This is a genomic window from Pseudomonas sp. FSL R10-2964 (genome assembly GCF_009600035.1).
Taxonomy (GTDB): Bacteria; Pseudomonadota; Gammaproteobacteria; order Pseudomonadales; family Pseudomonadaceae; genus Aquipseudomonas; species Aquipseudomonas bubulae.
The window spans coordinates 133,076-157,575 of record NZ_WIWH01000004.1; the positions used below are offsets into that span (position 1 = coordinate 133,076).

The following is a 24,500-nucleotide window of genomic DNA, read 5'->3' on the forward strand; positions in this document are numbered from 1 at the left end:
CTGCAACAAATCAGCGACGTTGTGCATTATTCGCTATCCAGATGCAGTGGCGAGATTACCCGGCCGTCGCTCTCGGCTTGGCCCAGGGTGGCATCGATAAAGTACACGCGGTCATCCGCCAGCCCGCCCTTGTCCACCAGGTAGTCCTTGATGCTGCTTGCACGGTCTTGCCCCAGCTGACGCAACAACACTTCGCTTTTGCTCCAGAAGTCGATCAGTGCCGCGGTCATTTTGGCCGCGCGCTCGTCACGGCTCAGGTCTTTCCATTCAGCAGGCGGTTGCTGCTTGAGACGCGTGCGGTAGATACCTTCAAGTAACGGGCCTTTCTCATCGTCCGGCACGGTGAGCAAGCCGGCGCTGGCCGGTACTTTGTCGCCACGACGCTGGAGGATCTTGTAGTAGGTGTACTGGAACTCGCGCTCAAGACGTTCCTTGGCGATCAGAGGGCCATCGCTGCTCTGTGCGGCCGTACCTTCGATCTCCAGGCGTAAAGCCGGGCGTTCTTTCAGGGCCTGGGCCAGTGTGGTCAGGGCTTTTTGTGCCTCAGGGCTCAGCTCGCTTGATCCTGGGGCGAATGACACGGTGCCCAGGTCCTCGGCTCCACCACCGCTGATCAGCCCGCCAATGAACTTGAAGGGCGCCTGGGCGGCACGCAGCACCAGGTTGCGTACCGTTTGCCAGATAATCGGCATCACGCTGAACTGCGGGTTGTTGAGGTCGCCACTGATGGGCAGTTCAATGGATATCTTGCCGTCCGTGTCCTTGAGCAAGGCAATCGCCAGTTTGATCGGCAGATCCACGGCGTCCGGGCTGTCGACCTTTTCCCCCAGCTGCAATTGTTCGACCACGAGTTTGTTCTCGGCTTTGAGCTGGCCGTTGGTGATCAGGTAATGCAGGTCGAGGTTGAGACGACCCTTGCGGATGCGGTAACCGGCAAACTTCCCGGAGTAGGGGGTCAAGGTGGTTAGTTCGACACGCTTGAAGCTGGTGGCGATATCCAGGCTGGCCATCGGGTCAAACGGGTTGACGCTGCCCTTGATGGTCACCGGCGCATAACGGTCGACCTTGCCTGCAATATTGACCGGGGCAGGTTTGGGGTTACGGCTGTCGATGGTGCCAATCAGGCCATTGAGTTGTTGAACCGCGGTCTGGAAGTTGGGTGTCAGGCTGAAGTCGGCGAAATTGGCCGAACCATCGTTGATCGCAATTGCGCCGATGTGAATGCCCAGCGGTTTTTCCTTGCTGGCCGTGCCTTTGGCCGACGTACTGCCTGCAGGTTGCGGGATCAGCAGGTCATCGATATTGGTGGTGCGGTCATCGTTGATCATGAAGCGCACATAGGGCTTTTCGAAATTGACCCGTGCAAGCGAGAGGCTATCGCCGTGCTGGTACTTCAGATCCTCCAGCACCAGTTTTTGCCACTTCAGGAAGTCGCGGTTTTTCAGGGTGTCCAATGTGTGCAGTTGATCGATCTGGGCGCGGCCGGCCACGGTAAAGGCCAGGGGGGCGGTGCTTTTCAGATCAACCGCCAGGTCGCTACCAAGCATGCCGCTACGCAGCTCAAGGCGGATAAACGGGTCGATATAGGCCTGGGCGATACGCAAGTCGATATCTTTGGTGTTGACCTTGAGTCTGGCGCTTACCGGGCTCAGGCTGACGTCGCCGCTGGCGGTGAGTTTGCCTTGCTTGCCCACGCCGGTGTCGAGGTTGAGGGTGAAAGGAGAACGGTTCAGGCTGTCGAAGTTTTTCAGGTTCAGGTTCAGCGGGCCGACCTCCAGCTCCACCGGGGTTTTGGGCTCCTTGTCGGCAAGGTGGATGCGATAGTCACGCAGGTCGACATCCTTGAGCAGCACGGCCCAGGGTTTGCTCGGCGCCACCGGGGCTGCTTTCGGTGCTTCGACGGTCACCACTTCTTCGGTTTTGGTCGATGGTTTGTCGGGCTGGCTGGCAAACAGCTTTTGCCAGTCAAGCTGGCCGTCTTTTTCGCGGGCGGCCCAGGTTTCGAGGTTCTGGCTGTTGATCTTGCCGACCACCACTTCCTGTTTGGCCAGGTCGACGCTGGTGTCGCTGACATCCAGGCGCTCCAGACGCACCAGCGGGCGGCCATCGGGGGCATTGATCTTGAGCGGTGCGATGCTGGCCGTGGCATTGCTCAGGAGCATTTCGGTTTCTTTGGACAGGTTCAGGGTGTAGTCGGTGCTGAAATTCAGTACGCCATCTTCCAGGGCCAGCGGTAATGCATCGCGCACATAGGGCCACCAGACTTTCATCTTGCCGTCGGTGACTTTCAGTTTGCCGGTCGAGGTGATGGGTACCAGGCTCAGGGTGCCGGTCCAGTCGATCCGCCCGCCTGCAGGGCCTGCGGCCACCAGGGTCATATCGGCGTTGTCATCGGGCAGGGTGCTGAGGTTTTTCAGCTCCAGGTCCATCGAGTCATAGAGGAATTCGATGGGCTCGCTGGGACGCATATCGGTGAAGTGCAGGTAGCCACCCGCCAGCTTGATGTTGTCGATACGCAGCGGGAACGGTTTGCTCTCGGGATCGGCCGGGGTGGGCTCGCTCTCGGGCAGCTTGAACAGTTGTGTCAGGTTGAGCGTACCGTCCTTGTTGAACAGCAGCTCGGTTTTCGGTTTATCCAGCTGCACGTCGGCCAGGTGCAGGGCTTTTGTCCACAGGCTGTCGGCTTGCAGATTGGTGTACAGCCGCTCGAAGCCGACCTGTTCCTTGCCCGGTTCGCCGACTCTGAACCCCCACAGGGTCAGCTCAAGGCTGAAGGGGTTGAACTCCAGCCGGTCGAGTCTGGCGGGCACCGTGGCGTAGTTGGCCAGTTGCTGGTTGATGATGCGCAGGCCGATGCCCGGCAAGATCAGGAACCCAAGCACGCTGTAAAGTGCGATGGCAATCAGCACGGCGCCAAGGGCGCGGATCAATCCTTTGAGCATGTGGGGCGTCGTCTATAGCAGTCGGAAGTGCCTTGGAGTATGGCACGCGTTTCTGGTTCCGAGACGAACGCCGTATTGGGAGAATGGATTAAAACTGAAGGATCAGGGTTTTCAGCGGTGGCTGCTGATCCAGGGACGGGAAATCGCTGGCCGGACTCATGACCTGCCAGTCGCGAACCGGGCGGCCAGCTTTCTCGGCGCAACGCAAAACCTGCTCGCGCCAGTCGTCCATGCTGACCTTTGCCAGATTGTTGCAGCAGATCAATACGCCGTCTGGTGCGGTGGTCAGTACGGCCGGCTTGAGCAGGCTTTGGTAGTCGCGCAGCAGATCGACCGTGCCGAAGGCACTCTTGGCCCAGGCAGGCGGGTCGAGCAGCACGAGGTCGTATTCACGCTGATCCATGCGCGGGTAGGCAGGCAGCTTGTGACGACGCTGAATGATTGGCAGACCGGCCAATTGGCGGATGGCCGCGAAATAGTCGGACTGTACGAATTTCATTTTTGGCAGTTCAGGGTTCAGCAGGCCGTTTTCGCGACCAACCGCCAGATTGCCTTCGGCGAAATCGAGGTTGCAGACTTCGCTGGCTCCACCTGCAGCGGCACTCAGGCCAACACCACAGGTGTAGGAGAACAGGTTGAGCACGCTTTTGCCGGCACTGTGCTGCTTGACCCAGCCACGGGCGTTGCGCAGGTCGAGAAACAACAGCGGGTCTTGCCCGGCATGGCGGCCGCGCACCCGGTACTTGAGGCCCCATTCGTGGCCGACGGTGTCTTCAAGGGCGGCGTCTTCGGCGCGGTACACGGTGTCTTCGCGGTCGATACGCGAGTTGCCCTGGGAGCGGTCGTTGTAGACCAGCAGCAGGTCGAGGCCCAGGTGGCGATTGATGGCTTCGTGCAGTTGCAGCAAATCATCGCGCTCAAGACGTTGATGAAAGCTTTGTACCAGCAGTTGCGGGCCGTAGCGGTCGATGGTCAGGCCGCCGGCGCCTTCCTGGCTGCCGTGGAACAGGCGATAGCAGTCGGTGCCCTGGGCGTGCAGTTCGGCCAACAGGTCGTGACGATTATCGAGGGCGGCGCGCAGCGCCTGATTCAAGGAAGACATGCATTGCGCCTTGGGGGACAGATAAGGCGCGGCAGTTTAGCAGAATAGGGCTGGTGATTATTGCTGCGTTGCTCTTGTAGCCGCTGTGGGAGCGAGCAGGCTCGCTCCCACAGGATGGCTTGACCGGCAACAGAGTATCTACACGTTTTGCATTACTCCCGCTCGATCGCCAGCGCTACGCCCTGACCACCGCCGATGCACAAGGTGGCCAGGCCTTTTTTGGCGTCGCGCTTGAGCATTTCGTGAAGCAGGGTCACCAGGATCCGGCAACCTGACGCACCAATTGGGTGGCCAATGGCAATTGCGCCGCCATTGACGTTGACCTTGCTCGCGTCCCATTGCAGTTCCTGGCCCACGGCCAGCGCTTGTGCGGCGAAGGCTTCGTTGGCTTCGATCAGGTCCAGTTGCTGCAAAGTCCAGCCGGCTTTGCTCAGGCAACGCTGGGTGGCACTGACCGGGCCGATGCCCATGATGGCCGGGTCGACGCCGGCATTGGCGTAGGCTGCGATTTTGGCCAGCACCGGCAAGCCCAGGGCCTTGGCCTTGGCGGCGCTCATGAGCATGACCGCGGCTGCGCCGTCATTGAGTGAGGAGGCGTTACCTGCGGTGACGGAACCGTCTTTTTTGAATGCGGGACGCAGTTTTGCCAACGATTCGGCGGTGGTGCCAGCGCGCGGTTGCTCGTCGGTAGTGAATGCGATCGGATCGCCTTTGCGCTGCGGGATCAGGACGGGGGTGATTTCATCGACAAAGCGCCCGGCTTCAATCGCCGCAGTGGCTTTTTGCTGTGAGGCGGCGGCGAAGGCGTCTTGCGCTTCACGGCTGATGTCGTATTTAGCCACAAGGTTTTCGGCGGTAATGCCCATGTGGTAGTCGTTGAACGCATCCCACAGGCCATCGCTGATCATGGTGTCGACGATCTGACTGTGGCCCATGCGCAGACCGGTGCGGGCACCGGGCATGATGTAGTTGGACAGGCTCATGTTTTCCTGGCCGCCGGCGATGATCACCTCGGCATCGCCGCATCGAATGGCCTGGGCCCCCAGGTGCAGGGCCTTGAGGCCCGACCCGCAAACCTTGTTCAGGGTCAGTGCCGGTACCGCAAACGGCAGGCCGGCCTTGATTGCCGCCTGGCGGGCAGGGTTTTGCCCGGCACCGGCGGTCAGTACCTGACCCATGATCACTTCGTCGACCTGGGCGCCATCCAGGCCGGTTTGTGCGAGTAATTGGCGAATGACGGCGGCACCCAGTTCCACGGCAGGTACATGGGCCAGCGAACCTTGAAAGCTGCCAACGGCGGTGCGGGTAGCCGCAACGATTACGACGTCTTGCATTGCTTGAGTCCTCTTTATTCTTGGAGTGTTGTGTCCGGATTCAGGCGGGCATGGTGGCATAAATCGGTGTTGAGTTCATCGCGGGCAGGCCCGCTCCCACAAGAGCACCACAGATCCTGTGGGTGCGGGCCTGCCCGCGATGGCAACGTAGCGGTTTTCAGCCAAGCCCCATGCGCCGTCGCGCCCGTTGTACCGAACCGTTGCGTACGGCCCAGCGCAGGATTGGCGCGGTGCTGTTGACCCCGGCCCGCACCCCTTTGCGAACCATCGGGCCTTGATGCAGCTCCAATTGATCGCTGGCCCAGTCGGGCAGTAAATCGATCCCGGCCTGCATCATCAATGCACCAAATGGTTTCGCCAGCAGGCTGGGGGCAGGGGCGTTGAGCAGCAGGCGAATGACTTCACGGCTGCGCTCATCGCAAAGCAATTGCGGGCGAACGCTGTCGAGGTAATCGGCTACTTGCTGACGTGAGCGCGGTACGTGGGTGGCGCCCAGGCGTTCAGCGATCATGGCGATTTCGTCGTAGTAGCGGTCCTGATCTTCAGCGGATAAATGCGGGTTGCGATAGCGCAGGTGGGCGGCGAGAAAATTGCTGACTTCGGCCACATGCACCCAGGTCAGCAGCTCGGGATCGCTGGCGGCATAGGGGCGGCCATCGAGGCCGGTACCGCTGACTTGCAGGTGGATGGTGCGCACCTTGTCGATCAGCCAGTTGGCATCGCCGGTGGCGCCGAAGGTGGTACCTGAAATGAACTGCCCGGTGCGGCGTAGCCGACCCAGCATGTCTTCGCGGAAACTGGAGTGGTCCCACACCCCGGCCAGGGCCAGTGGGTGCAAGGCTTGCAGCATCAAGGCGCTGATGCCGCCAATCAGCATGCTGGTGAAGTCACCGTGGACCTGCCAACTGATGGAGTCCGGGCCGAACAGGCCGGGGTCGCCCTTGGGGTTTTCGAGGTCGAGCTTGCCGAGGGAAAGCCCGGTCAGGCTCATGATCTGGCGCTCGATGGGGCGGCGGATAAATTCCATTATGCCTTTCTCGATGGTGCCAGCCAGTCGATGAAAACTGGCTGGCTATCAATCACCCGCGGTGACGGCCGCGGAAGTAGTTGATCAGGCCCTGGGTCGACGCATCGTCGGCAGGCTCTTCCTGGATACCGGTCAGGCGGTTGTATACGCCCTTGCCCAGCTCCTTGCCCAGTTCAACACCCCATTGGTCGAAGGCGTTGATGCCCCAGATCACGCTTTGCACAAACACTTTGTGTTCGTACAGCGCCACCAGTGCACCCAGACGGCGCGGGCTGATGCGTTCCACCACCAGGGTATTGCTCGGGCGGTTGCCCGGGATCACCTTGTGCGGCGCCAGTTTTTTAACTTCTTCTTCGCTCATGCCCTTGTCGCGCAGTTCAGCTTCGGCTTCTGCGCGGGTTTTACCCAGCATCAGCGCCTGGCTTTGCGACAGGCAGTTGGCATACAGCCATTGATGGTGGTCGGACACCGGGTTGAAGCTGACAATCGGCACGATAAAGTCGGCCGGGATCAGTTGGGTGCCTTGGTGCAGCAATTGGTGGTACGCATGCTGACCGTTGCAGCCCACTCCACCCCAGATCACCGGGCCAGTATCGGTTGACACCGGAGTGCCGTCCTGGCGCACGCTCTTGCCGTTGGATTCCATGTCCAGCTGTTGCAAGTGTTTGGTGATGTTACGCAGGTAGTGGTCGTACGGCAGGATCGCGTGGCTTTGCGCGCCCCAGAAGTTGCCATACCACACACCCAGTGCGGCCATCAGTACCGGCATGTTCTGCTCGAACGGAGCAGTCTGGAAGTGCTGGTCCATGCTGTAGGCACCGGACAGCAGCTCTTTGAAGTTGGACATGCCGATGGCCAGGGCAATTGGCAGACCGATGGCCGACCACAGCGAGTAACGCCCGCCGACCCAGTCCCACATCGGGAAGATGTTTTCTTCTCGAATACCGAATGCCACGGCTGCCGCGTTGTTGCTCGATACGGCGATAAAGTGGCGATGCAGCTCAGCTTCCGAACCGCCCTGGGCGAGGTACCAGGCTCGTGCCGCCTGGGCGTTTTTCAGGGTTTCGAGGGTATTGAATGATTTGGACGAAACGATAAATAGGGTGGTTTCAGCGCGCAGTTTTGCGGTCAGTTCATGGAACTCACTGCCGTCGATGTTCGCCAGGTAATGGCAGCGCACACCTTTTTGCGCGTAGGACAGCAACGCTTCAGAAACCAGCTCAGGGCCGAGGAACGAGCCGCCGATGCCGATATTGACGATGTCGGTGATTGGCTTCTCGGTGTAACCGCGCCACAGACCGTCGTGAATCCGGCCGACCAGCTCGGTCATCTGGTTCAGGACTTTATGCACCTCGGGCATGATGTTCACGCCGTTGACCGACAGTTTGTCGGCAACCGGGCGACGCAGCGCGGTGTGCAAGGCCGGGCGACCTTCAGAGGCGTTGACGATTTCACCGCTGAACAACGACTTGATTGCGCCTTTGAGGTCGACCTCATTGGCGAGGTTGACCAGCAGATCGCGGGTCTCGTTGGTGATCAGGTTTTTCGAGTAGTCCAGAAACAGCCCGCAGCTGCTCAGGGTGAATTCTTCAAAACGTTTCGGGTTGCTGTTAAACGCGTCACGCATGCTGAAGTTTTGCATGCTGGCACGGTGAAGTTTCAACGCTTGCCAAGCGGGCAGAGCGGTAACGTCGTGAGGGGTGCGGTAGTACGCCATCGCTGCGGATATCCTTTTTGCTTGAACTGCCTTTGGACACTGAAAACACCTGCGCCTGGTTTTTCTTGTTCAGGCGTTCGGTCGGTCTGATTCTGCACGTTAACTGGAAGCAGGGCGATTACAGTAACCTTCGCGCCTGCTTCTGTCTTGGCTTTGTCTGACACCGAGAAGTAACTTTTGTCACAGTTACGTCACAGCAGGTGAAACGTTTCAGTGTTTCTTTATGGAGTGCGGGTCATTCCGCGGTTCCGCACAGGCGACTCTGTCAGAGCGCGCTGTCGAGATTAAGATGTACGTTGTCGATCAAACGGGTGGCACCCAGGAAGGCCGCAACCAGAATTACCAGGTCGCGATCAGTCGCCTGCGCCGGTAGCAAGGTCTGTGCGTGGCGCACTTCCAGGTAGTCCGGACGAAAACCAATGGCTTCGATTTGCGCCAGATGCTGGCGCACCAGGGCCGGGTAGTCGCGCTCACCGGCTTCGATGGCGCGCGCCATTTCACTCAGGTGAAGGTACAGGGCTGGCGCCAGGGCTCGCTGCTCTTCGCTCAGGTAACCATTGCGCGAGGACAGGGCCAGGCCGTCTTCGGCGCGCACGGTGGGTTCGCTGATGATCTGGATCGGGAAGTTCAGATCGTTGACCATTGCGCGAATGACTGCCAGCTGTTGGTAGTCTTTTTGCCCAAAGATCGCCAGGTCGGGCTGAACCATGTTGAACAGCTTGCTGACCACGGTGGTCACACCATCGAAATGCCCCGGGCGACGGCTGCCGCACAGTTCATTGCTTAATTTGGCAGCAGTAACACGGGTCAGGCCGTCCATGCCGTTGGGGTACATTTCTTCAACGGTCGGGGCAAACAGCAAGTCACAGCCTGCCTGCAGAAGCCTTTCCTGGTCGGCTGCCAGGGTGCGCGGATAGGTATCCAGATCTTCGTTGGCGCCAAACTGCAGCGGGTTGACGAAAATGCTCGCCACCACGAAATCGGCCTGTTGTGCGGCGGTGGTTACCAGTGCGCCATGGCCACTGTGCAGATTGCCCATGGTCGGGACCAGTGCTATCTGTTTGCCTTCACGGCGTGCGCGGGCGATGACGGCGCGCAGTTCGCGAACGGTTTTAACTGTGTTCATGCAGAGAATCCGTGTTCGGTAGCAGGAAAGCTGACGGCTTTGACTTCAGTGACGTAGGCGCGCAGGGCGGACTGGATATCGGGCTGGCCGCTCATGAAGTTTTTCACGAACTTGGGCACGCGGCCGGTCAGTGAAAGGCCCAGCATGTCGTGCAGCACCAGGACCTGGCCGTCGGTGTCACTGCCGGCGCCGATGCCGATGACCGGGATCTTGACCGCGTGGGTGATCTCTTTTGCCAGTTCGCTGGGTACACATTCGAGCAGCAGCATGGCCGCTCCTGCCTGTTCCAGGGCAATGGCATCGGCACGCATCTGGCGCGCCTGGTTTTCGTTGCGGCCTTGTACCTTGTAACCCCCCAGCACGTTCACGGTCTGCGGGGTCAGGCCCATATGCGCGCACACGGGGATGCCGCGTTCAGTCATGGCCCGGATCGACTCGGCCAGCCACACGGCGCCTTCGACCTTGACCATATGCGCGCCGGCCTTCATCAGCACCGCGCTGTTGTTGAGGCTTTGTTCCAGGGTGGCGTTGGCCATAAAGGCCATGTCCGCCAGGATCAGAGCGTCCTGGTTACCGCGTTTGACGCAGGCCACGTGGTAGGCCATGTCAGCTGTCGTCACAGGCAATGTACTGTCATGCCCTTGTAGAACCATGCCCAGGGAGTCGCCTACCAATAGCACTTCAACACCGGCCTGATTGCAGGCGTGGGCGAAGGTGGCGTCATAGCACGTCAGCATGGTGATTTTTTCACCTTTTTGCTTAAGGCCTTGCAGGGTGGTAAGGGTAATAGCTGGCATGAAAAGGATCCTCGTCAGGCAGTGTGGTAACCACTGCGAGTAACGCGTGTGATTCATCGTTATGAACAGGCACACCTTTATAGAGGGCGCTTATAAAGCCTGCTTTTCACATTGCACCATCCTGTGGATGGCTGCGGGATGCCTATAGTCGTGACGAGGGCACTGGAAGTCAATTCCGGGTGTTACCGCAATGGTGTTACCCGGGTATTGATTCGATTCAGCTTAAGAGGGGATTCGCTCAAGCCCGATAAATGGGCAGTCATCGAGCAATTGCGCGAGCGTGCGGCCATCGGAGAGTTTCAGCGATGCTGGCGCCAGTTCGGCCAGCGGATACAGCACAAAAGGCCGGGCGTGCATGTGGTAGTGCGGAACTTTAAGGCGGGGCTCGTCGATCAGGCGATCGCCGAATAGCAAGATGTCCAGGTCCAGAGTCCGCGGGCCCCAACGCTCTTGACGCTCGCGTCCCTGGTCCAGTTCGATGGCCTGCAGGGCATCGAGCAGGTCCAGCGGCGCCAGCGAGCTGTCGATGGCCGCTACGGCATTGGTGTAGCGCGGCTGGCCAGGCAACAGCGAATCGCTTTGATAAAATGCTGAAACCCCGATGAGTCGGGAGTCCGGCAATTGCGCCAGGGCCTGGACAGCACTGCGCAATTGATCCGCCGGGTCAGCCAGATTGCTGCCCATTCCAATGTAGACGCGTTCCATCGCTTACTCGTCCGCTGCGGCGCTGCGTTTACGCTTGGCACCGCTGGTACGGCGACGTTTGCGCGGTGCAGGACCGGTACCGTCATCCTTGGCGTTGCTCAGATCGCGGATCATCTCGCGGCGGCCGCTGTCATTGGCGTCCTGATAGTCGGTCCACCATTCGCCCAGGCCATTGGTCTGCTCGCCGGCGCTTTCACGCAAGAGCAAGAAGTCATACCCGGCACGGAAACGCGGGTTGTCGAGCAACATGTCGGCGCGTTTGCCGCTGCGACGCGGCAGGCGCTCCTGCATGTCCCAGATCTCGCGAATCGGCATGGTGAAGCGCTTGGGAATAGCAATACGCTGGCATTGCTCGGCGATTAGTTCATGGGCGGCTTCCTGCATGGCAGGAATGGGCGGCATGCCTTGATCTTGCAGGCGCAATACGCGTGCAGGCAACGCGGGCCACAACAGGGCGGCAAACAGGAAGGCCGGGGTCACCGGTTTGCCCTGTTTGATGCGCAGATCAGTGTTGCGCAAGGCTTCGCTGATCAGGGTGTGGGTGTAGGTCGGGTTGTGCTCCAGTGCTTCGGCGCTGGCCGGGAACAGAGGGTCGAACAACTCGAGGTCAACCAGCATCTCGAAGGTGTCGGAAGCGTTACCGGAGAGGAACAGCTTGAGCACTTCTTCGAACAGGCGCGCCGAAGGGATTTCCCGCAGCATCGGCGCCAGTTCGCGGATTGGTTCGGCGGTGTGCTTTTCGATACCAAAGTTGAGCTTGGCGGCAAAGCGCACGGCGCGCAGCATGCGAACCGGGTCTTCCTGGTAGCGCTGTTGCGGGTCGCCGATCAGGCGTAGCAAACGGTTGCGGATATCGTGTACGCCATTGGCGTAATCGAGGATGCGCTCGCTGACCGGGTCGTAGTACAGGGCGTTGATCGTGAAGTCACGACGCTGGGCGTCTTCTTCAAGGGTGCCGTAGACGTTGTCGCGCAAGATGCGCCCGCTTTCGTTACGCGAGGACTGGTTGCTGTCTTCCTCTTCGTCGTTTTGCGGGTGATTGGCACGGAAGGTCGCGACTTCAATGATTTCGCGGCCAAAGTGGATATGCACCAACTTGAAACGACGACCGATGATTCGCGCATTGCGAAATTCGGCGCGCACTTGCTCGGGCGTGGCGCTGGTGGCGACGTCAAAGTCTTTTGGCGTGATATTGAGCAGCATGTCGCGTACGCAACCGCCAACCAGATAGGCCTGGTAACCGGCGTTCTGCAGGCGTTCGACGATATTGACCGCGTAGCGGCTGAACTGGGCACGTTGCAGCGAGTGTTGGCTGCTGTTGAGCACTTCAGGGGTGCTGCGCAGTTGTTGCGTACGACGCTTGGGAGAACGGAATGACTGGAACAGCTTCTTCAGCATGGGATGCACTGTTTGAAGGAATGTTCGGCCAAAACGAAGAATGACCGCATGATGGGCGGGGATTCTAGCATTTAGTCAGGGGATGGTGTAGGACGCTTAGCCGCTCTTGCGAGCGAAGCTGCAAGCCGTAAGCATAAATAGCTGTAAGAGGCGCGGTTTAGACGGTTGCGAGGGGATTTGTTAAATCGCAGAAACCACAAGGGGAGCCGAAGCTCCCCCAGAATTAGTTGCGTGCTCTATTTTTATTATTGATTGCGGGCTTTTTGTTTTTGTTAATCGCCCTGGTTACAAAGGTCTTGCCTGTGCAACCCTCCCAATCGGGAGATAAGAGCAAACGGATTGCTTTGGTCGCTGCGTTGATGTGATCAATGATCCAACCAGTTCAGGCTCTGCTTTAAGTGCAGTTTTTGTTGTTCTCTGCCTGGTCGCGGGGCAAGCCCCATTTACAACACCTCTCCAAAACAATCAGTTAGCTGCGCCTCCGCCGTGTTGTTCTTGTTATGCGTGAGCCGATACGTCTTATTTTTATTGTGTGCTGCTGTGATTCTTATTGTTCTTGTACGAATACATATAGCAGGGTGCGTGCCAACTTTTGTGCGGCCCAGCAAAATAAGGGATTTTCAGGGTTTTGGCCTTTTTCCGGGCAAAAAAAAGCCGGGTCATCGTTACCGTAAGACCCGGCTTTTGTTACGTGATTTAACAGAGGTAACAGTTGGTTACCTCTGGCGCTGTTACCTAGCCCTCGCTTGGCACGCCGGTTTTGCGTCGCGGGATTCCCAGACGCTGACGTCGCTCCCACAAGCATTTGCGGCTGACCCCCAGTTTTCGAGCCAGTTCGGTCTCGGTCATATGGTCCTGATGCTCAAGGACGAAGTGCTGGAAGTAGTCTTCCAGTGACAGGTCCTCGGTGGGATCAAGGCTGGTGTTACCGTTACTGATGCTCTGCTGCGGGGCCAGGCCGATGAAGTCATCGTCTTGCAGGTCGCTCAGTTCAATATCGATACCCAGCAGTTCAGCCGAGATTTCCGGGCTTTCACAGAGGATCACCGCGCGCTCCACAGCGTTTTCCAGCTCGCGCACGTTACCCGGCCATGAGTAATGGCTGATCGCCCGTTCGGCATCAGGGGCGAATTTGAGGTCGGTGCGACCCACGCGAGCACTTTGGCGGGCGAGGAAGGCGTTGGCGATTTCGTTGACGTCAGCGCCACGTTCACGCAGCGCAGGCAGCTTGAGCGCGATAACGTGCAGGCGGTAGTACAGGTCTTCGCGGAACTGGCCTACCTTGGCCAGGCTTTTCAGGTCGCGGTGGGTCGCGGCAATCAGGCGAACATCGACCTTTTGCGACTGTACCGAGCCAACCCGGCGAATCTCGCCTTCCTGCAGCACGCGCAGCAGTCGGGCTTGGGCCTCAAGCGGCAATTCGCCGATTTCATCGAGGAACAGCGTGCCGCCATCGGCCGCTTCAACCAGACCGGCACGGCCAGCGCTGGCGCCGGTAAACGCGCCTTTTTCGTGGCCGAACAGTTCGGACTCGATCAGGGATTCCGGGATGGCCGCGCAGTTGACCGAGATCATCGGTGCTTTGGCGCGGCGCGACAGGTTGTGCAGGGCGCGGGCTACCAGCTCTTTACCTGTGCCGGATTCACCCTGGATCAGCACATTGGAGTCAGTGGGCGCTACTTTGCGAATCTTGCTGTACATGTCCAGCATTGGCGGGCACGAACCGATGATGCCGATTTCACCGTTGCTGTTATCCACCGTGTTTTTGTCAGCGGTGCCTGCTTTGGCAGGGCGTTCGGCCGGCGCGCTCTGGGTGTTTTGCCGGTCACGCAGAATGCGCGCCACCGCTTGCAGCATTTCGTCGTGATCAAAAGGTTTGGCGATGTAGTCCACCGCGCCCATTTTCATCGAGTCCACGGCCGAGCGCAGGCTGGCATAGCTGGTCATGATCAGCACCGGCTTGCCCTGGCCAAGCTTGATCAGCTCGGTCCCCGGAGCGCCGGGCAGGCGCAGGTCGCTGACAATCAAGTCAAACGACGGGATGCTGAACTGCTCCTGCGCCTCTTGCACCGAGCCAGCCTCGCTGACCTGGTATTGATTGCGCTCCAGTAAGCGGCGTAGGGCGGAGCGGATGATGGTTTCATCTTCGACGATCAAAATATGCGGCATTGATTCGGTTCTCTCGACGGTCTCAGTTCACAGCGGACGTCGCTTCGACATGACGCGGTAGTGTCACCCGGATACGGGTTCCGCGTTGGCTGTGAATGTCAGCCGGGCTGTCGATGGTGATTTGTCCATAATGCTCTTCAACGATGGAATAGACCAGTGCAAGGCCCAGACCTGTACCTTCGCCAGGGTCCTTGGTGGTGAAAAACGGTTCGAACAACCGGTCCATGATGTTCTGCGGAATGCCAGTGCCTTCATCTTCCACGATAAGGTCGACGGTGTGCTCGCTGGCCTCGCTCTTGACCCGTACGGCACTGCCGGCAGGCGTCGCGTCGCGGGCGTTGGAGAGCAGGTTGATCAATACCTGGGCGAGCCGCTGCGGGTCGCCGTCGACCCAGTGGTCCGGGTCGCACAGGTTGTAGAATTGCACTTCGAAATTGCGTCGGTTCAGGGCCAGCAGGCCAATGGCATCCTGGGCTACTTCGGCCAGACAGACGGGCTCGTCATTGTGTTGATGGCTGCGGGCATGGGCGAAGCTCATCAGAGACTGGACGATGCGTGAGATGCGTTTGGTCTGTTCAAGTATCTGGCTGCTGATTTCGGTCAATTCGCCATCGTCTTCGCGTTCCTCGCGCAGATTCTGCGCCAGGCAGGCAATGCCGGTGACCGGGTTGCCGATTTCGTGAGCCACCCCTGCCGCCAGCCGCCCGATGCTGGCCAGGCGCTCGGAGTGCACCAGCTTGTCTTCGAGCATCTGGGTTTCCGTCAGGTCCTCGACCAGCAGCACCAGGCCGCTGTTACCCGGTGCCAGCGGCTCGTCAATGGCGGCTTTGTGCAGGTTGAGCCAGCGGGTCTGGCCATCAAGGGCCAGGTGCTGCTTGTGCAAGTGTTCGTCCGGCAGGTCGATAAAACCTTGCAGCAACTCGCGCCATGGATCGCCCAGGGTACCCAGGCGCGAACCCACCACGCGCTGGGCCGGGATGCCGGTCAACTCTTCCATGGCCTTGTTCCACATCAGGATCTCTTGATCCTTGGCCAGTGAACACACGCCCATCGGCAACTCTTGCAGGGTCTGGCGGTGATAACGGCGCAAGGCGTCGAGCTCGGCTGCCAGCCCGGTAAGGCGTGAGTGGTAGTCCTCAAGCCGGCTTTCGATAAAGTGAATGTCCTCGGTAACGTAGTTTTCGCCGCCGGACTTGTAGGGCAAAAAGGTTTCGACCATATCTTGTGCGACGCTGGGGCCCATCAGGCCGGAAAGGTTGGCTTCGATCCTGTCGCGCAGGCGTCGCAAGGCATAGGGGCGACGTTCATCGAAAGGCAGGAAAAGGTCACGCAGCGCCTGTTCGACTTCTTTTTGCGCCGCTTTGGCGCCCAGAGGTTTGGCCAGCTGAGTAGCGAACTCCTGCGGGGAGGCCGCGTGCAGCTCGCGACGTTGCGGGCGGCGTACGTTATCCACAGCACAGGCTTCGGCGGCACTGGCTTCTTCAGGGCTGGCGTTGGTGAACAGGGAAATCAGGGTGAACATCAGCACGTTGGCCGCCAGCGAGGCGATGGCTGCCATGTGCCAGCTGGTATCGTCCAGCACATAGATCATGTTCAACCACGGGATATAGAAGCCCTGGAAGTTGCCGATCAGCGGGAACAGCATGCTCGCCATCCACACCAGTATCCCGGCCAGCAGACCGGCAATAAAGCCACGTCGGTTGGCCGTCGGCCAGTACAGTACCGAGAGCACGCCCGGCAAAAACTGCAACGTGGCGACAAAGGCCACGATGCCGAGGTTGGCCAGATCCTGCTCGGCGCCCAGCAGCAGGTAGAAGCCGTAGCCGGCCATGATAATGGCAACGATCAGGGCGCGGCGGGTCCACTTCAGCCAGCGGTAGATATTACCTTCGGCGGGCGGTTGATAAAGCGGCAGCACCAGGTGGTTGAGGGCCATGCCCGAAAGCGCCAGGGTGGTGGCGATAATCAGCCCGCTGGAGGCCGAAAGCCCGCCCACATAAGCCAGCAGCGCCAGGGGTTTGCTGTTGGCGGCAATACCGATACCGAGTGTGAAGTATTCCGGATTGGTGGTGGCGCCCAGCTTGAGGCCGGCCCACAGGATCAGCGGCACGGCCAGGCTCATCAGCAACAGGAACAGCGGCAGGCCCCAGCTGGCGCTGACCAGCCCGCGCGGGTTGAGGTTCTCGGTGAAGGTCATGTGATACATGTGCGGCATCACAATGGCCGAGGCGAAAAATACCAGCAGCAGGGTGCGCCATGGCCCTTCTTGAAGCGGTGTGTGCAGTGCGGCGAGGGCGGTCTGGTTCTGCAGCAGCCAGACTTCCAGCTGTTGCGGGCCATCGAACACGCCATAAAGCGCGTAAAGGCCCACACCGCCAATGGCGATCAGCTTGATCACCGACTCAAAGGCAATGGCGAATACCAGGCCTTCGTGTTTCTCACGGGTGGCGATATGCCGAGAGCCGAAGAAGATCGTAAACAGGGTGATCAGTGCGCAGAAGCTCAGGGCTACGCGGTGTTGCACCGGCTCGCGGGTGAGGATGCTGATGGAGTCGGCCACGGCCTGGATTTGCAGGGCCAATAGCGGTAACACGCCTATCAGCATGAAAATCGTGGTCAGGGCTCCGGCCCAGGTGCTGCGGAAGCGAAAGGCGAACAGGTCGGCCAGCGATGAGAGCTGGTAGGTGCGGGTGATTTTTAGAATGGGGTAAAGCAACACAGGCGCCAGCAGAAAAGCCCCGGAAACCCCAAGGTAGCTGGACAAAAAGCCGTAGCCATATTCGTAAGCCAGCCCCACTGTGCCGTAGAACGCCCAGGCACTGGCGTAAACGCCCAAAGACAGGGTGTAGGTCAGCGGGTGACGAATGATTGCGCGCGGGATCATGCCGCGTTCACTGATCCAGGCCACGCCAAACAGCACCAGCAGGTAGGCGGCGCTGATCAGGATCATCTGGGTCAGGCTAAAGCTCATCGGCATCTTTTTGGCTCTGCAGAATAAAGGTCACAACGATCAGAATCAGCCAGAGCAGATAGGGCCGGTACCAGGCGCCTGTCGCATCGATCCACCAATCCATGATGGCGGGAGAAAACAGGTAGATCCCGACAACCAGCAACAGGACCAATCGATAGATATACATCCCGCCCTCACTTTTACAGGCCGCATGCCCAAAAACGTGCGGCGATGGTAACGGATGGCTGGCAACCTGCAAGGGCTGTCAGCGTAATTGCGCCTCGGCGAGGGTCAGTGTGCGTGGGATATTGGCGGCGTTCCAGTGGGCAATGCCCCAATCCAGCACCTCACGCGGGGTAGCGTCGTTCAGGTGTTGCTCTGTTTTCTGACCCAGAGCACGCAAGGCCCGCAGCAGCAGCGGGGTGGCCTGCTCCGGGGTCAGGGGCGGTGAGCGGTAGGATTTGCCGAGTTTGTGGCCATCAGGCTGCACGATCAGTGGCACATGCAGATAGCGCGGTTGTGATAAGCCCAGCAACTCTTGCAGGTAAAGTTGGCGCGGGGTGGAGTCGAGCAGGTCGGCGCCACGCACGATATCGGTCACACCCTGGGCGGCATCATCGAGCACCACCGCTAATTGGTAGGCATAGAGTCCGTCGCGGCGACGAATCACGAAATCACCGACATCGCGCCCCAGGTGCTGGCGGAACTCGCCCTGAACCCGGTCGGTGAAGGCATATTCCAGCTCAGGGACGCGAATGCGGATGGCTGCGTTATCCATTGAGTGCCCGGCATTGCGGCAAAAGCCGGGGTAAATGCCGTTGTAACCTTCCAGCTGTTTGCGTGAACAGGTGCAGGCGTAGGCCAGGCCCATGCTGAACAGCCGGTTTAGCACGTGCGCATAGGCTTCGTTGCGCTCGCTTTGACGGACCAGTTCGCCGTCCCATTCAAAACCGTAGCGCTCAAGGGCATCGAGAATCGCGGCCTGGGCGCCGGGCATTTCCCGCGGCGGATCGAGATCTTCCATGCGCAGCAACCAGCGGCCACCTACGGAGCGGGCATCGAGGTATGACGCAAGGGCGGCGACCAACGAACCAAAATGCAGATGGCCACTGGGCGTTGGGGCGAAGCGCCCGATATAGGAGGGTGCAGTCATGGACGTGGGCCGATTTCTTGTGGGAGCGGGTTTGCTCGCGATGGGGCAACCCGGTTTTGAACCTTTGGCGCGGTGATGCTATCGCGAGCAAGCCCGCTCCCACGCAGGGCACTGAAATTTCACAAACAAAAATGGGGCGTTCGCACGCCCCATCTGGTCAAGTTGGCGATTACTTGCCGACTTGTTTTTCCTTGATTTCAGCCAAGGTCTTGCAGTCTACGCACATGTCGGCAGTAGGGCGGGCCTCGAGTCGACGGATACCGATTTCGACGCCGCAGGATTCGCACCAGCCATATTCTTCGTCTTCAATCAGTTGCAGCGTCTTGTCGATTTTCTTGATCAGCTTGCGCTCGCGATCGCGGGCGCGCAGTTCCAGGCTGAATTCTTCTTCCTGGCTCGCGCGGTCGGATGGGTCAGGAAAGTTTGCCGCTTCGTCTTTCATATGATCAACGGTGCGGTCGACTTCCTGCATCAAGTCCTGTTTCCACTTTTGCAGAATCTTGGTGAAGTGTTTACGCATGGGCTCGCCCATGTACTCTTCACCCTTCTTTTCAACGTAGGGTTCGAAGCCGCTAAGTTGAGTATTCTGTTGCTTTGCTTGTGTGGGCATGAAATGGACCGCCTCTCATTCTTCTAATCCATTGCGCAGGATTGCAACATCACCGACACCTGCCGGCCCTGCGGCTGCAAGCGGGCGAACTTACCAGATCAAATCGGGCTGCGCTACTCCCGCATGTCCAGCCCGTTCTCAGGGTATGTGTGCAGAGCCTGTGGTGCTTGAGATTAGTGGCTAATTAATAATTTTAGTCGAGCTATGACTAAAGGCCGGGTTGTTTGGTTCTATCGGCAAGTGGGCTAAGACCGTAATTAGCTCTCTCTTATAGCACTGCTTGGGTAGAATCGGCTTTTTGCTTACCCAGGAAGGCAGGCTCATGGCTCAGTCATACAGTGCGCGCAGCCGCGCAATCGAACCGTTCCACGTGATGGCGTTGTTGGCGCGGGCCAATGAGTTGCAGGCTGCCGGGCACGATGTGATTCACCTGGAAATCGGCGAGCCGGACTTCACCACGGCCGAGCCGATCATTGCTGCCGGCCAGGCTGCCCTGGCCGCCGGCAAAACCCGTTATACCGCCGCCCGTGGCCTGCCGGAACTGCGTGAAGCGATCAGCGGGTTTTACCGGCAGCGCTATGGCTTGAATATCGACCCCGGGCGAATTCTTATAACGCCCGGTGGTTCTGGTGCCCTGTTACTGGCTTCCAGCCTGCTGGTTGATCCGGGTAAACATTGGTTGCTAGCAGACCCAGGCTACCCATGTAACCGACATTTCCTGCGTTTGGTAGAGGGGGCGGCCCAACTGGTGCCTGTAGGTCCCGATGTGCGCTATCAACTCACAGCCGAACTGGTCGAACGCCACTGGAACCAGGACAGCGTAGGCGCGCTGGTGGCGTCCCCGGCCAATCCGACCGGCACACTGTTGAGTCGTGACGAACTGGCAGCCCTGTCTGCAGCGGTCAAGGCCCGCAATGGGCATCTGGTGGTGGATGAGATCTATCACGGCCTGACCTATGGCTGTGATGCGGCGAGCGTGCTGGAAGTTGATGACAGCGCGTTTGTGCTTAATAGTTTTTCCAAGTATTTCGGCATGACCGGCTGGCGCCTGGGCTGGCTGGTGGCGCCGCCTGAGGCAGTGGCCGACCTGGAGAAACTCGCACAGAATCTCTATATCAGCGCGCCAAGCATGGCCCAGTACGCAGCATTGGCCTGCTTCGAACCGCAGACCCTGGCGATTCTGGAAGAGCGTCGGGCCGAGTTTGGCCGTCGTCGCGATTTCCTGTTGCCGGCCTTGCGCGAGCTGGGCTTTGGCATTGCGGTTGAGCCTGAAGGTGCGTTTTACCTGTATGCCGACATCAGCGCGTTTGGCGGTGATGCCTTCGCGTTTTGTCAGCATTTTCTGGAAACCCAGCACATCGCCTTTACCCCAGGCCTGGATTTCGGCCGTTACAAATCCGGGCATCATGTACGCTTTGCCTATACCCAAAATTTGCCACGCCTGCAGGAAGCTGTTGAGCGGATTGCCCGTGGCCTCAAGAGCTGGAAGGGCTGATGCGTTTTTCACCTGAACTGGAAGAAGGGCGCCTGATCAAGCGCTATAAGCGCTTTTTGGCGGATATCGAAACCAGCGCTGGCGAGTTGATGACCATCCACTGCCCGAACACCGGTTCCATGCTCAATTGCATGGTCGAGGGTGGTCAGGTGTGGTTCAGTCGTTCCAACGACCCCAAACGCAAGTTGCCGGGTACCTGGGAAATCAGCCAAACCCCGCAAGGACGGCTGGCGTGCGTGAACACCGGGCGCGCCAATCACTTGATCGAAGAGGCGCTGCTGGCCGGGGTGATTACCGAGCTGGAGGGTTTTACCGCGCTCAAGCGCGAGGTCCCTTACGGGCAGGAAAAAAGTCGCATCGATTTTCGCCTTGAGTACCCGCAGGGCTTTGCCTATGTCGAGGTCAAGAGTGTCACCCTGGGGTTTGACGGTTCCCGTGTCGCGGCATTTCCGGATGCCGTGACCCAGCGTGGCGCCAAGCATCTGCGCGAGCTGGCGACCCTGGCGAAGGAGGGCGTGCGTGCGGTGCAGCTGTATTGCGTCAACCTGACGGGGATCGATGCGGTGCGTCCGGCTGAAGAAATCGACCCGGGTTATGCCGCTGCCCTGCGCGAGGCTGTGGCGGCCGGGGTGCAGGTGCTGGCATATGGGGTCAGCCTGACATCGGATGCTGTAGTGGTTGATCGCCGTCTAGGCGTCATCCTCTGAGGCTTGCGGTGTAATCCAGATCCCTTGGCTGTCTTCACGGCAGTCGAGGGCTGTCAGAAATTGTCCCGCGCAGGGCCCGGCCACGCATTCCCCGCTTTCGATCAGGAACAATGCTGCGTGGGTTGAACACTGGATCAGGCTGGCGCTGGGATCGAGAAACTGGTCGGGTTGCCATTCCAGTGCCACCCCGCGATGGGGACAGCGGTTTTTGTAGGCATACACCCGGCCCTCCCGGCGAGTGATCAGCAGCCGCACTTCATCCAGCTCAAAGCCACGGCTGGTACCTTCGCTCAGTGCGTGCGATGAGCATAAAAACTTCATGACAATCCTTAATAACAGCTAAACGGTTGAGTCGATGACGCGTTTCTGAGCGGGTTAACAGGTTGACGTGCAAATGCAAACAATTATCAAATGGCGGCTTGCTCTGCATGTGCTGTTTTCACAGCGTGAAAATTGTGAGCCCTCTTTATTCAAGGAAAGCCTCTGTATGCGCCTGAGTACCCGCCTGATTACGTTCTGTGCAGGCCTTATGATCAGTCATGTCAGCCTGGCTGGCGAGTTGCCACAACGTTGGGTCAGCGCCGGAGGAGCGCTTTCGGAGTGGGTCAGCGTATTGGGTGCGGAGTCTAAATTGGTTGGGGTCGATACCACCAGCCAGCATCCTGAATCACTCAAATCGCTGCCCAGTATCGGTTACCAGCGCCAACTCTCGGCAGAAGGTGTCCTGAGCCTGAAGCCGGATGTGCTGATCGGCACTGAAGAAATGGGCCCGGCCGCGGTGTTGTTGCAGATTCGCGGTGCCGGTGTGCCGGTGGAGATGTTTTCGGCCCAGGCAGACCTTGCCAGCCTTGAGGGCACCTTGCAGCATTTGGGGCGCCTGCTGGGGGATGAGGCGCAGGCAGCGCAAGTGTTCAAGGACTACCAGCAGCAACTGGAAGAGCATCAACAGCAGGTCAAGGCCGCACAAGCCAGTCATCAGGCGCCCGGGGTATTGCTGCTGTTGGGCCATGCCGGTGGTAAACCGATGATTGCTGGCAAAGATACGGCGGCGGACTGGCTGCTGACGCAAGCGGGGGGACATAACCTGGCGACCCACAGCGGTTACAAGCCGTTTTCGGTGGAAGCGCTGGCGGGGCTCAACCCTGAAGTGCTGGTATTTGCCGACCGCAGCCTGACCGGTGAGGCGGCGCGCAAAGCGCTTATGAAAGAAAACCCGGTATTGGCATCTATACGCGCCGCTAAAAATGGCCGTGTCTATGAGCTGGACCCGACGCTGCTGGTGGGTGGCCTGGGGCCGCGTCTGCCGGAACGCCTGAAGCAACTGACGGCTGAGTTCTATCCCGCGGTTCCGGTCAGCCAATGAGGACGTTGGTTAAACCCCGGGCCCTGTTTATAGGTTTGAGCGCGTTGTGCCTGTTGTCGATCTGGCTGTCGCTGGCACTGGGGCCGGTGAGCCTGCCGTTGTTTGACACCTTGCGCGCGGCACTGCGCCTGATCGGGGTGCCGATTGCGGGTGAAGGCCTGGAGCAGGCCGAATTGATCCTGGGGCAGATCCGCTTGCCGCGAACCTTGTTGGGGCTGGCGGTGGGTGGCGTGCTGGCGCTCTCAGGTGTAGCCATGCAGGGGTTGTTTCGCAACCCGCTGGCCGATCCGGGGTTGGTCGGCGTATCCAGCGGCGCCGCCCTCGGGGCGGCGATCGCGATTGTCGGCGGGGCTGCTTTTGGCGGGTTGCCGGAAGTGATGGGCCCGTACCTGCTGTCGCTGTGTGCGTTTATCGGTGGTTTGGGGGTGACGGCGCTGGTGTATCGGTTGGGCCGGCGCAACGGTCAGACCAATGTGGCGGTGATGTTGCTTGCGGGCATTGCCCTGACAGCCTTGGCTGGTTCTGCTGTGGGTTTGTTTACCTATCTCGCCGATGACGCGACCTTGCGCACCCTGACATTCTGGAACCTGGGCAGTCTCAATGGCGCCAGCTATGCACGGCTGTGGCCACTGTTGATTGTGACGGTGGGGGTCGCACTGTGGCTGCCCCGGCGGGCGAATGCGCTCAATGCACTGCTGTTGGGGGAATCCGAAGCCAATCACCTGGGCATCGACGTTGAAGGCCTGAAGCGCGAACTGGTGTTCTGCACGGCCCTGGGGGTGGGGGCCGCTGTGGCAGCGGCAGGCATGATTGGCTTTATCGGGCTGGTGGTGCCGCATCTGGTGCGACTGCTGGCGGGGCCTGATCACCGGGTGCTGTTGCCTGCTTCGGTACTGGCGGGGGCCACCTTGTTGCTGTTTGCCGACTTGATCGCTCGCCTGGCGCTGGCGCCAGCCGAACTGCCCATCGGGATTGTTACTGCGTTTCTCGGTGCACCTTTCTTCCTGTATTTGCTGATGCGAGGACGCCACTGATGCTGCGTACGGAAAACCTGCAGATCCGTCGCGATCAGAAAATCGTGCTGGCGGATGTCACCCTTGATGTACGCCCGGGGGAAGTACTGGGTGTGCTCGGCCCCAATGGCGCGGGTAAAAGTACCCTGCTGGCGGCCTTGTGCGGGGAGCTGGCGCCGAGTGGCGGGCAGGTCTGGCTGGATGAGCTGGCCTTGAGCCACTGGAAGGGCGCGCAGCGGGCACAACGCCTCGCTGTCCTGCCGCAAACCTCGACCCTGGATTTTGCCTTTCGCGTTGAAGAAGTGGTGGGCATGGGCCGACTGCCTCATCAGACGGGTCGCACTCGCGACGCCGAAATAATCCATGAGGCATTGCAGGCCGCCGATGTTGAGCATCTTGCGGGGCGCAGCTACCTGGCCTTATCGGGGGGCGAGCGTCAGCGTGTGCATCTGGCACGGGTACTGGCGCAATTATGGCCGGGGCAAAACGGGCAGACCCTGTTGCTTGATGAACCCACTTCAATGCTCGACCCCTTGCATCAGCACACCACGCTCAAGGCCATTCGGGCATTTGCTGATCGCGGCGCCGCGGTGTTGATCATCCTGCATGACCTTAACCTGGCGGCGCGTTACTGTGACCGCTTGCTCTTGCTGGAACAGGGGCGCCCACGGGCTCTGGATTGCCCGCAAGCGGTATTGCAGCCGGATGAGCTCAAGGCCGTGTTTGGGCTCGATGTTTTAGTGCAGCCGCACCCGGAGCTGGGTTGCCCGATGGTAATTGCTCGCTGAGCAGCCGCCCAGGCACTTTTCCACAGGCTGTACGGACCGGACACATGGTTGACGGGTGTGCGGGGACATGGTGGACACTTTTCGGCGAGCCAACTTCGCCGGAA

The 24,500-nt window shown here is 59.6% G+C and carries 20 protein-coding genes; 5 read left to right on the plus strand and 15 right to left on the minus strand.

From position 1 onward, the window contains the following. Positions 1 to 26 precede the first annotated feature (26 nt). The 14 genes from GHN92_RS03710 to dksA all read right to left on the minus strand — a co-directional run bounded on the left by GHN92_RS03710 (position 27) and on the right by dksA (position 19,030). Positions 27 to 2,942 carry a DUF748 domain-containing protein gene (locus GHN92_RS03710; protein WP_095002558.1) on the minus strand — a complete coding sequence of 972 codons (2,916 nt, stop codon included), beginning with the start codon at positions 2,940 to 2,942 and terminating at the stop codon, positions 27 to 29. A gap of 88 nt (positions 2,943 to 3,030) precedes the next feature. Next, positions 3,031 to 4,044, minus strand: a complete 1,014-nt coding sequence (locus GHN92_RS03715; RefSeq protein WP_095002559.1) for a class I SAM-dependent rRNA methyltransferase — start codon at positions 4,042 to 4,044, stop codon at positions 3,031 to 3,033. 152 nt (positions 4,045 to 4,196) lie between these two features. Then, complete coding sequence (locus GHN92_RS03720) at positions 4,197 to 5,378, minus strand: acetyl-CoA C-acetyltransferase (protein WP_095002560.1); 1,182 nt, start codon at positions 5,376 to 5,378, stop codon at positions 4,197 to 4,199. A 157-nt stretch (positions 5,379 to 5,535) separates the two neighbouring features. Beyond that, complete coding sequence (locus GHN92_RS03725) at positions 5,536 to 6,405, minus strand: oxygenase MpaB family protein (protein ID WP_133144027.1); 870 nt, start codon at positions 6,403 to 6,405, stop codon at positions 5,536 to 5,538. 52 nt (positions 6,406 to 6,457) lie between these two features. Then, positions 6,458 to 8,122: a glucose-6-phosphate isomerase gene (gene pgi, locus GHN92_RS03730; RefSeq protein ID WP_095024432.1), complete on the minus strand. Its 1,665-nt coding sequence runs from the start codon at positions 8,120 to 8,122 to the stop codon at positions 6,458 to 6,460. A gap of 265 nt (positions 8,123 to 8,387) precedes the next feature. Continuing rightward, on the minus strand, positions 8,388 to 9,248 hold the full coding sequence (gene panC / locus GHN92_RS03735; protein WP_153379406.1) for a pantoate--beta-alanine ligase: 861 nt from the start codon (positions 9,246 to 9,248) through the stop codon (positions 8,388 to 8,390). Further along, a complete protein-coding gene (gene panB, locus GHN92_RS03740) occupies positions 9,245 to 10,045 on the minus strand; it encodes a 3-methyl-2-oxobutanoate hydroxymethyltransferase (RefSeq protein WP_095018772.1) in 801 nt (266 codons plus the stop codon). The genes panC and panB overlap by 4 nt, the downstream gene beginning before the upstream one ends. Before the next feature lie 222 nt (positions 10,046 to 10,267). After that, entirely contained in the window at positions 10,268 to 10,750 is a 483-nt protein-coding gene (gene folK, locus GHN92_RS03745; RefSeq protein WP_095002565.1) for a 2-amino-4-hydroxy-6-hydroxymethyldihydropteridine diphosphokinase, read from the minus strand. 3 nt (positions 10,751 to 10,753) lie between these two features. Then, positions 10,754 to 12,148 carry a polynucleotide adenylyltransferase PcnB gene (locus GHN92_RS03750; protein WP_095002566.1) on the minus strand — a complete coding sequence of 465 codons (1,395 nt, stop codon included), beginning with the start codon at positions 12,146 to 12,148 and terminating at the stop codon, positions 10,754 to 10,756. 735 nt (positions 12,149 to 12,883) lie between these two features. Then, positions 12,884 to 14,317, minus strand: a complete 1,434-nt coding sequence (locus GHN92_RS03755) for a sigma-54 dependent transcriptional regulator (protein ID WP_095002567.1) — start codon at positions 14,315 to 14,317, stop codon at positions 12,884 to 12,886. 22 nt (positions 14,318 to 14,339) lie between these two features. Next, positions 14,340 to 17,294, minus strand: coding sequence for a sensor histidine kinase (locus GHN92_RS03760; protein WP_178102594.1), 2,955 nt, complete (start codon positions 17,292 to 17,294; stop codon positions 14,340 to 14,342). Next, the gene (locus GHN92_RS03765; protein ID WP_003176118.1) at positions 17,278 to 17,454 is read right to left on the minus strand and encodes a hypothetical protein; all 177 of its coding nucleotides are present in this window, start codon (positions 17,452 to 17,454) and stop codon (positions 17,278 to 17,280) included. Before GHN92_RS03765 ends, GHN92_RS03760 begins: the two co-directional genes overlap by 17 nt. A 78-nt stretch (positions 17,455 to 17,532) precedes the next feature. Then, entirely contained in the window at positions 17,533 to 18,420 is an 888-nt protein-coding gene (gluQRS, locus tag GHN92_RS03770; RefSeq protein ID WP_133144028.1) for a tRNA glutamyl-Q(34) synthetase GluQRS, read from the minus strand. 169 nt (positions 18,421 to 18,589) lie between these two features. Further along, positions 18,590 to 19,030 carry an RNA polymerase-binding protein DksA gene (gene dksA, locus GHN92_RS03775; protein ID WP_016783419.1) on the minus strand — a complete coding sequence of 147 codons (441 nt, stop codon included), beginning with the start codon at positions 19,028 to 19,030 and terminating at the stop codon, positions 18,590 to 18,592. A gap of 322 nt (positions 19,031 to 19,352) precedes the next feature. Here dksA and GHN92_RS03780 point away from each other — a divergent pair, with 322 nt between their 5' ends. Both GHN92_RS03780 and sfsA read left to right on the plus strand, forming a co-directional pair. Then, positions 19,353 to 20,525: a pyridoxal phosphate-dependent aminotransferase gene (locus tag GHN92_RS03780; protein WP_095002570.1), complete on the plus strand. Its 1,173-nt coding sequence runs from the start codon at positions 19,353 to 19,355 to the stop codon at positions 20,523 to 20,525. Beyond that, positions 20,525 to 21,232: a DNA/RNA nuclease SfsA gene (sfsA, locus tag GHN92_RS03785; protein WP_133144029.1), complete on the plus strand. Its 708-nt coding sequence runs from the start codon at positions 20,525 to 20,527 to the stop codon at positions 21,230 to 21,232. The genes GHN92_RS03780 and sfsA overlap by 1 nt, the downstream gene beginning before the upstream one ends. Here the strand turns inward: sfsA and GHN92_RS03790 are convergent. Beyond that, on the minus strand, positions 21,215 to 21,553 hold the full coding sequence (locus tag GHN92_RS03790) for a Rieske 2Fe-2S domain-containing protein (protein WP_133144030.1): 339 nt from the start codon (positions 21,551 to 21,553) through the stop codon (positions 21,215 to 21,217). The genes sfsA and GHN92_RS03790 overlap by 18 nt on opposite strands. Positions 21,554 to 21,719: 166 nt before the next feature. On the opposite strand from GHN92_RS03790, the gene GHN92_RS03795 reads away from it, so the two are divergent. Genes GHN92_RS03795 through GHN92_RS03805 form a run of 3 tightly spaced genes read left to right on the plus strand, consistent with a single transcriptional unit; the run spans position 21,720 to position 24,396 of the window. Continuing rightward, complete coding sequence (locus GHN92_RS03795; RefSeq protein WP_095002573.1) at positions 21,720 to 22,595, plus strand: hemin ABC transporter substrate-binding protein; 876 nt, start codon at positions 21,720 to 21,722, stop codon at positions 22,593 to 22,595. A gap of 50 nt (positions 22,596 to 22,645) precedes the next feature. Continuing rightward, positions 22,646 to 23,629 carry an iron ABC transporter permease gene (locus GHN92_RS03800; protein ID WP_169917069.1) on the plus strand — a complete coding sequence of 328 codons (984 nt, stop codon included), beginning with the start codon at positions 22,646 to 22,648 and terminating at the stop codon, positions 23,627 to 23,629. After that, positions 23,629 to 24,396 carry a heme ABC transporter ATP-binding protein gene (locus GHN92_RS03805; protein WP_095002575.1) on the plus strand — a complete coding sequence of 256 codons (768 nt, stop codon included), beginning with the start codon at positions 23,629 to 23,631 and terminating at the stop codon, positions 24,394 to 24,396. The genes GHN92_RS03800 and GHN92_RS03805 overlap by 1 nt, the downstream gene beginning before the upstream one ends. Positions 24,397 to 24,500 lie beyond the last annotated feature (104 nt).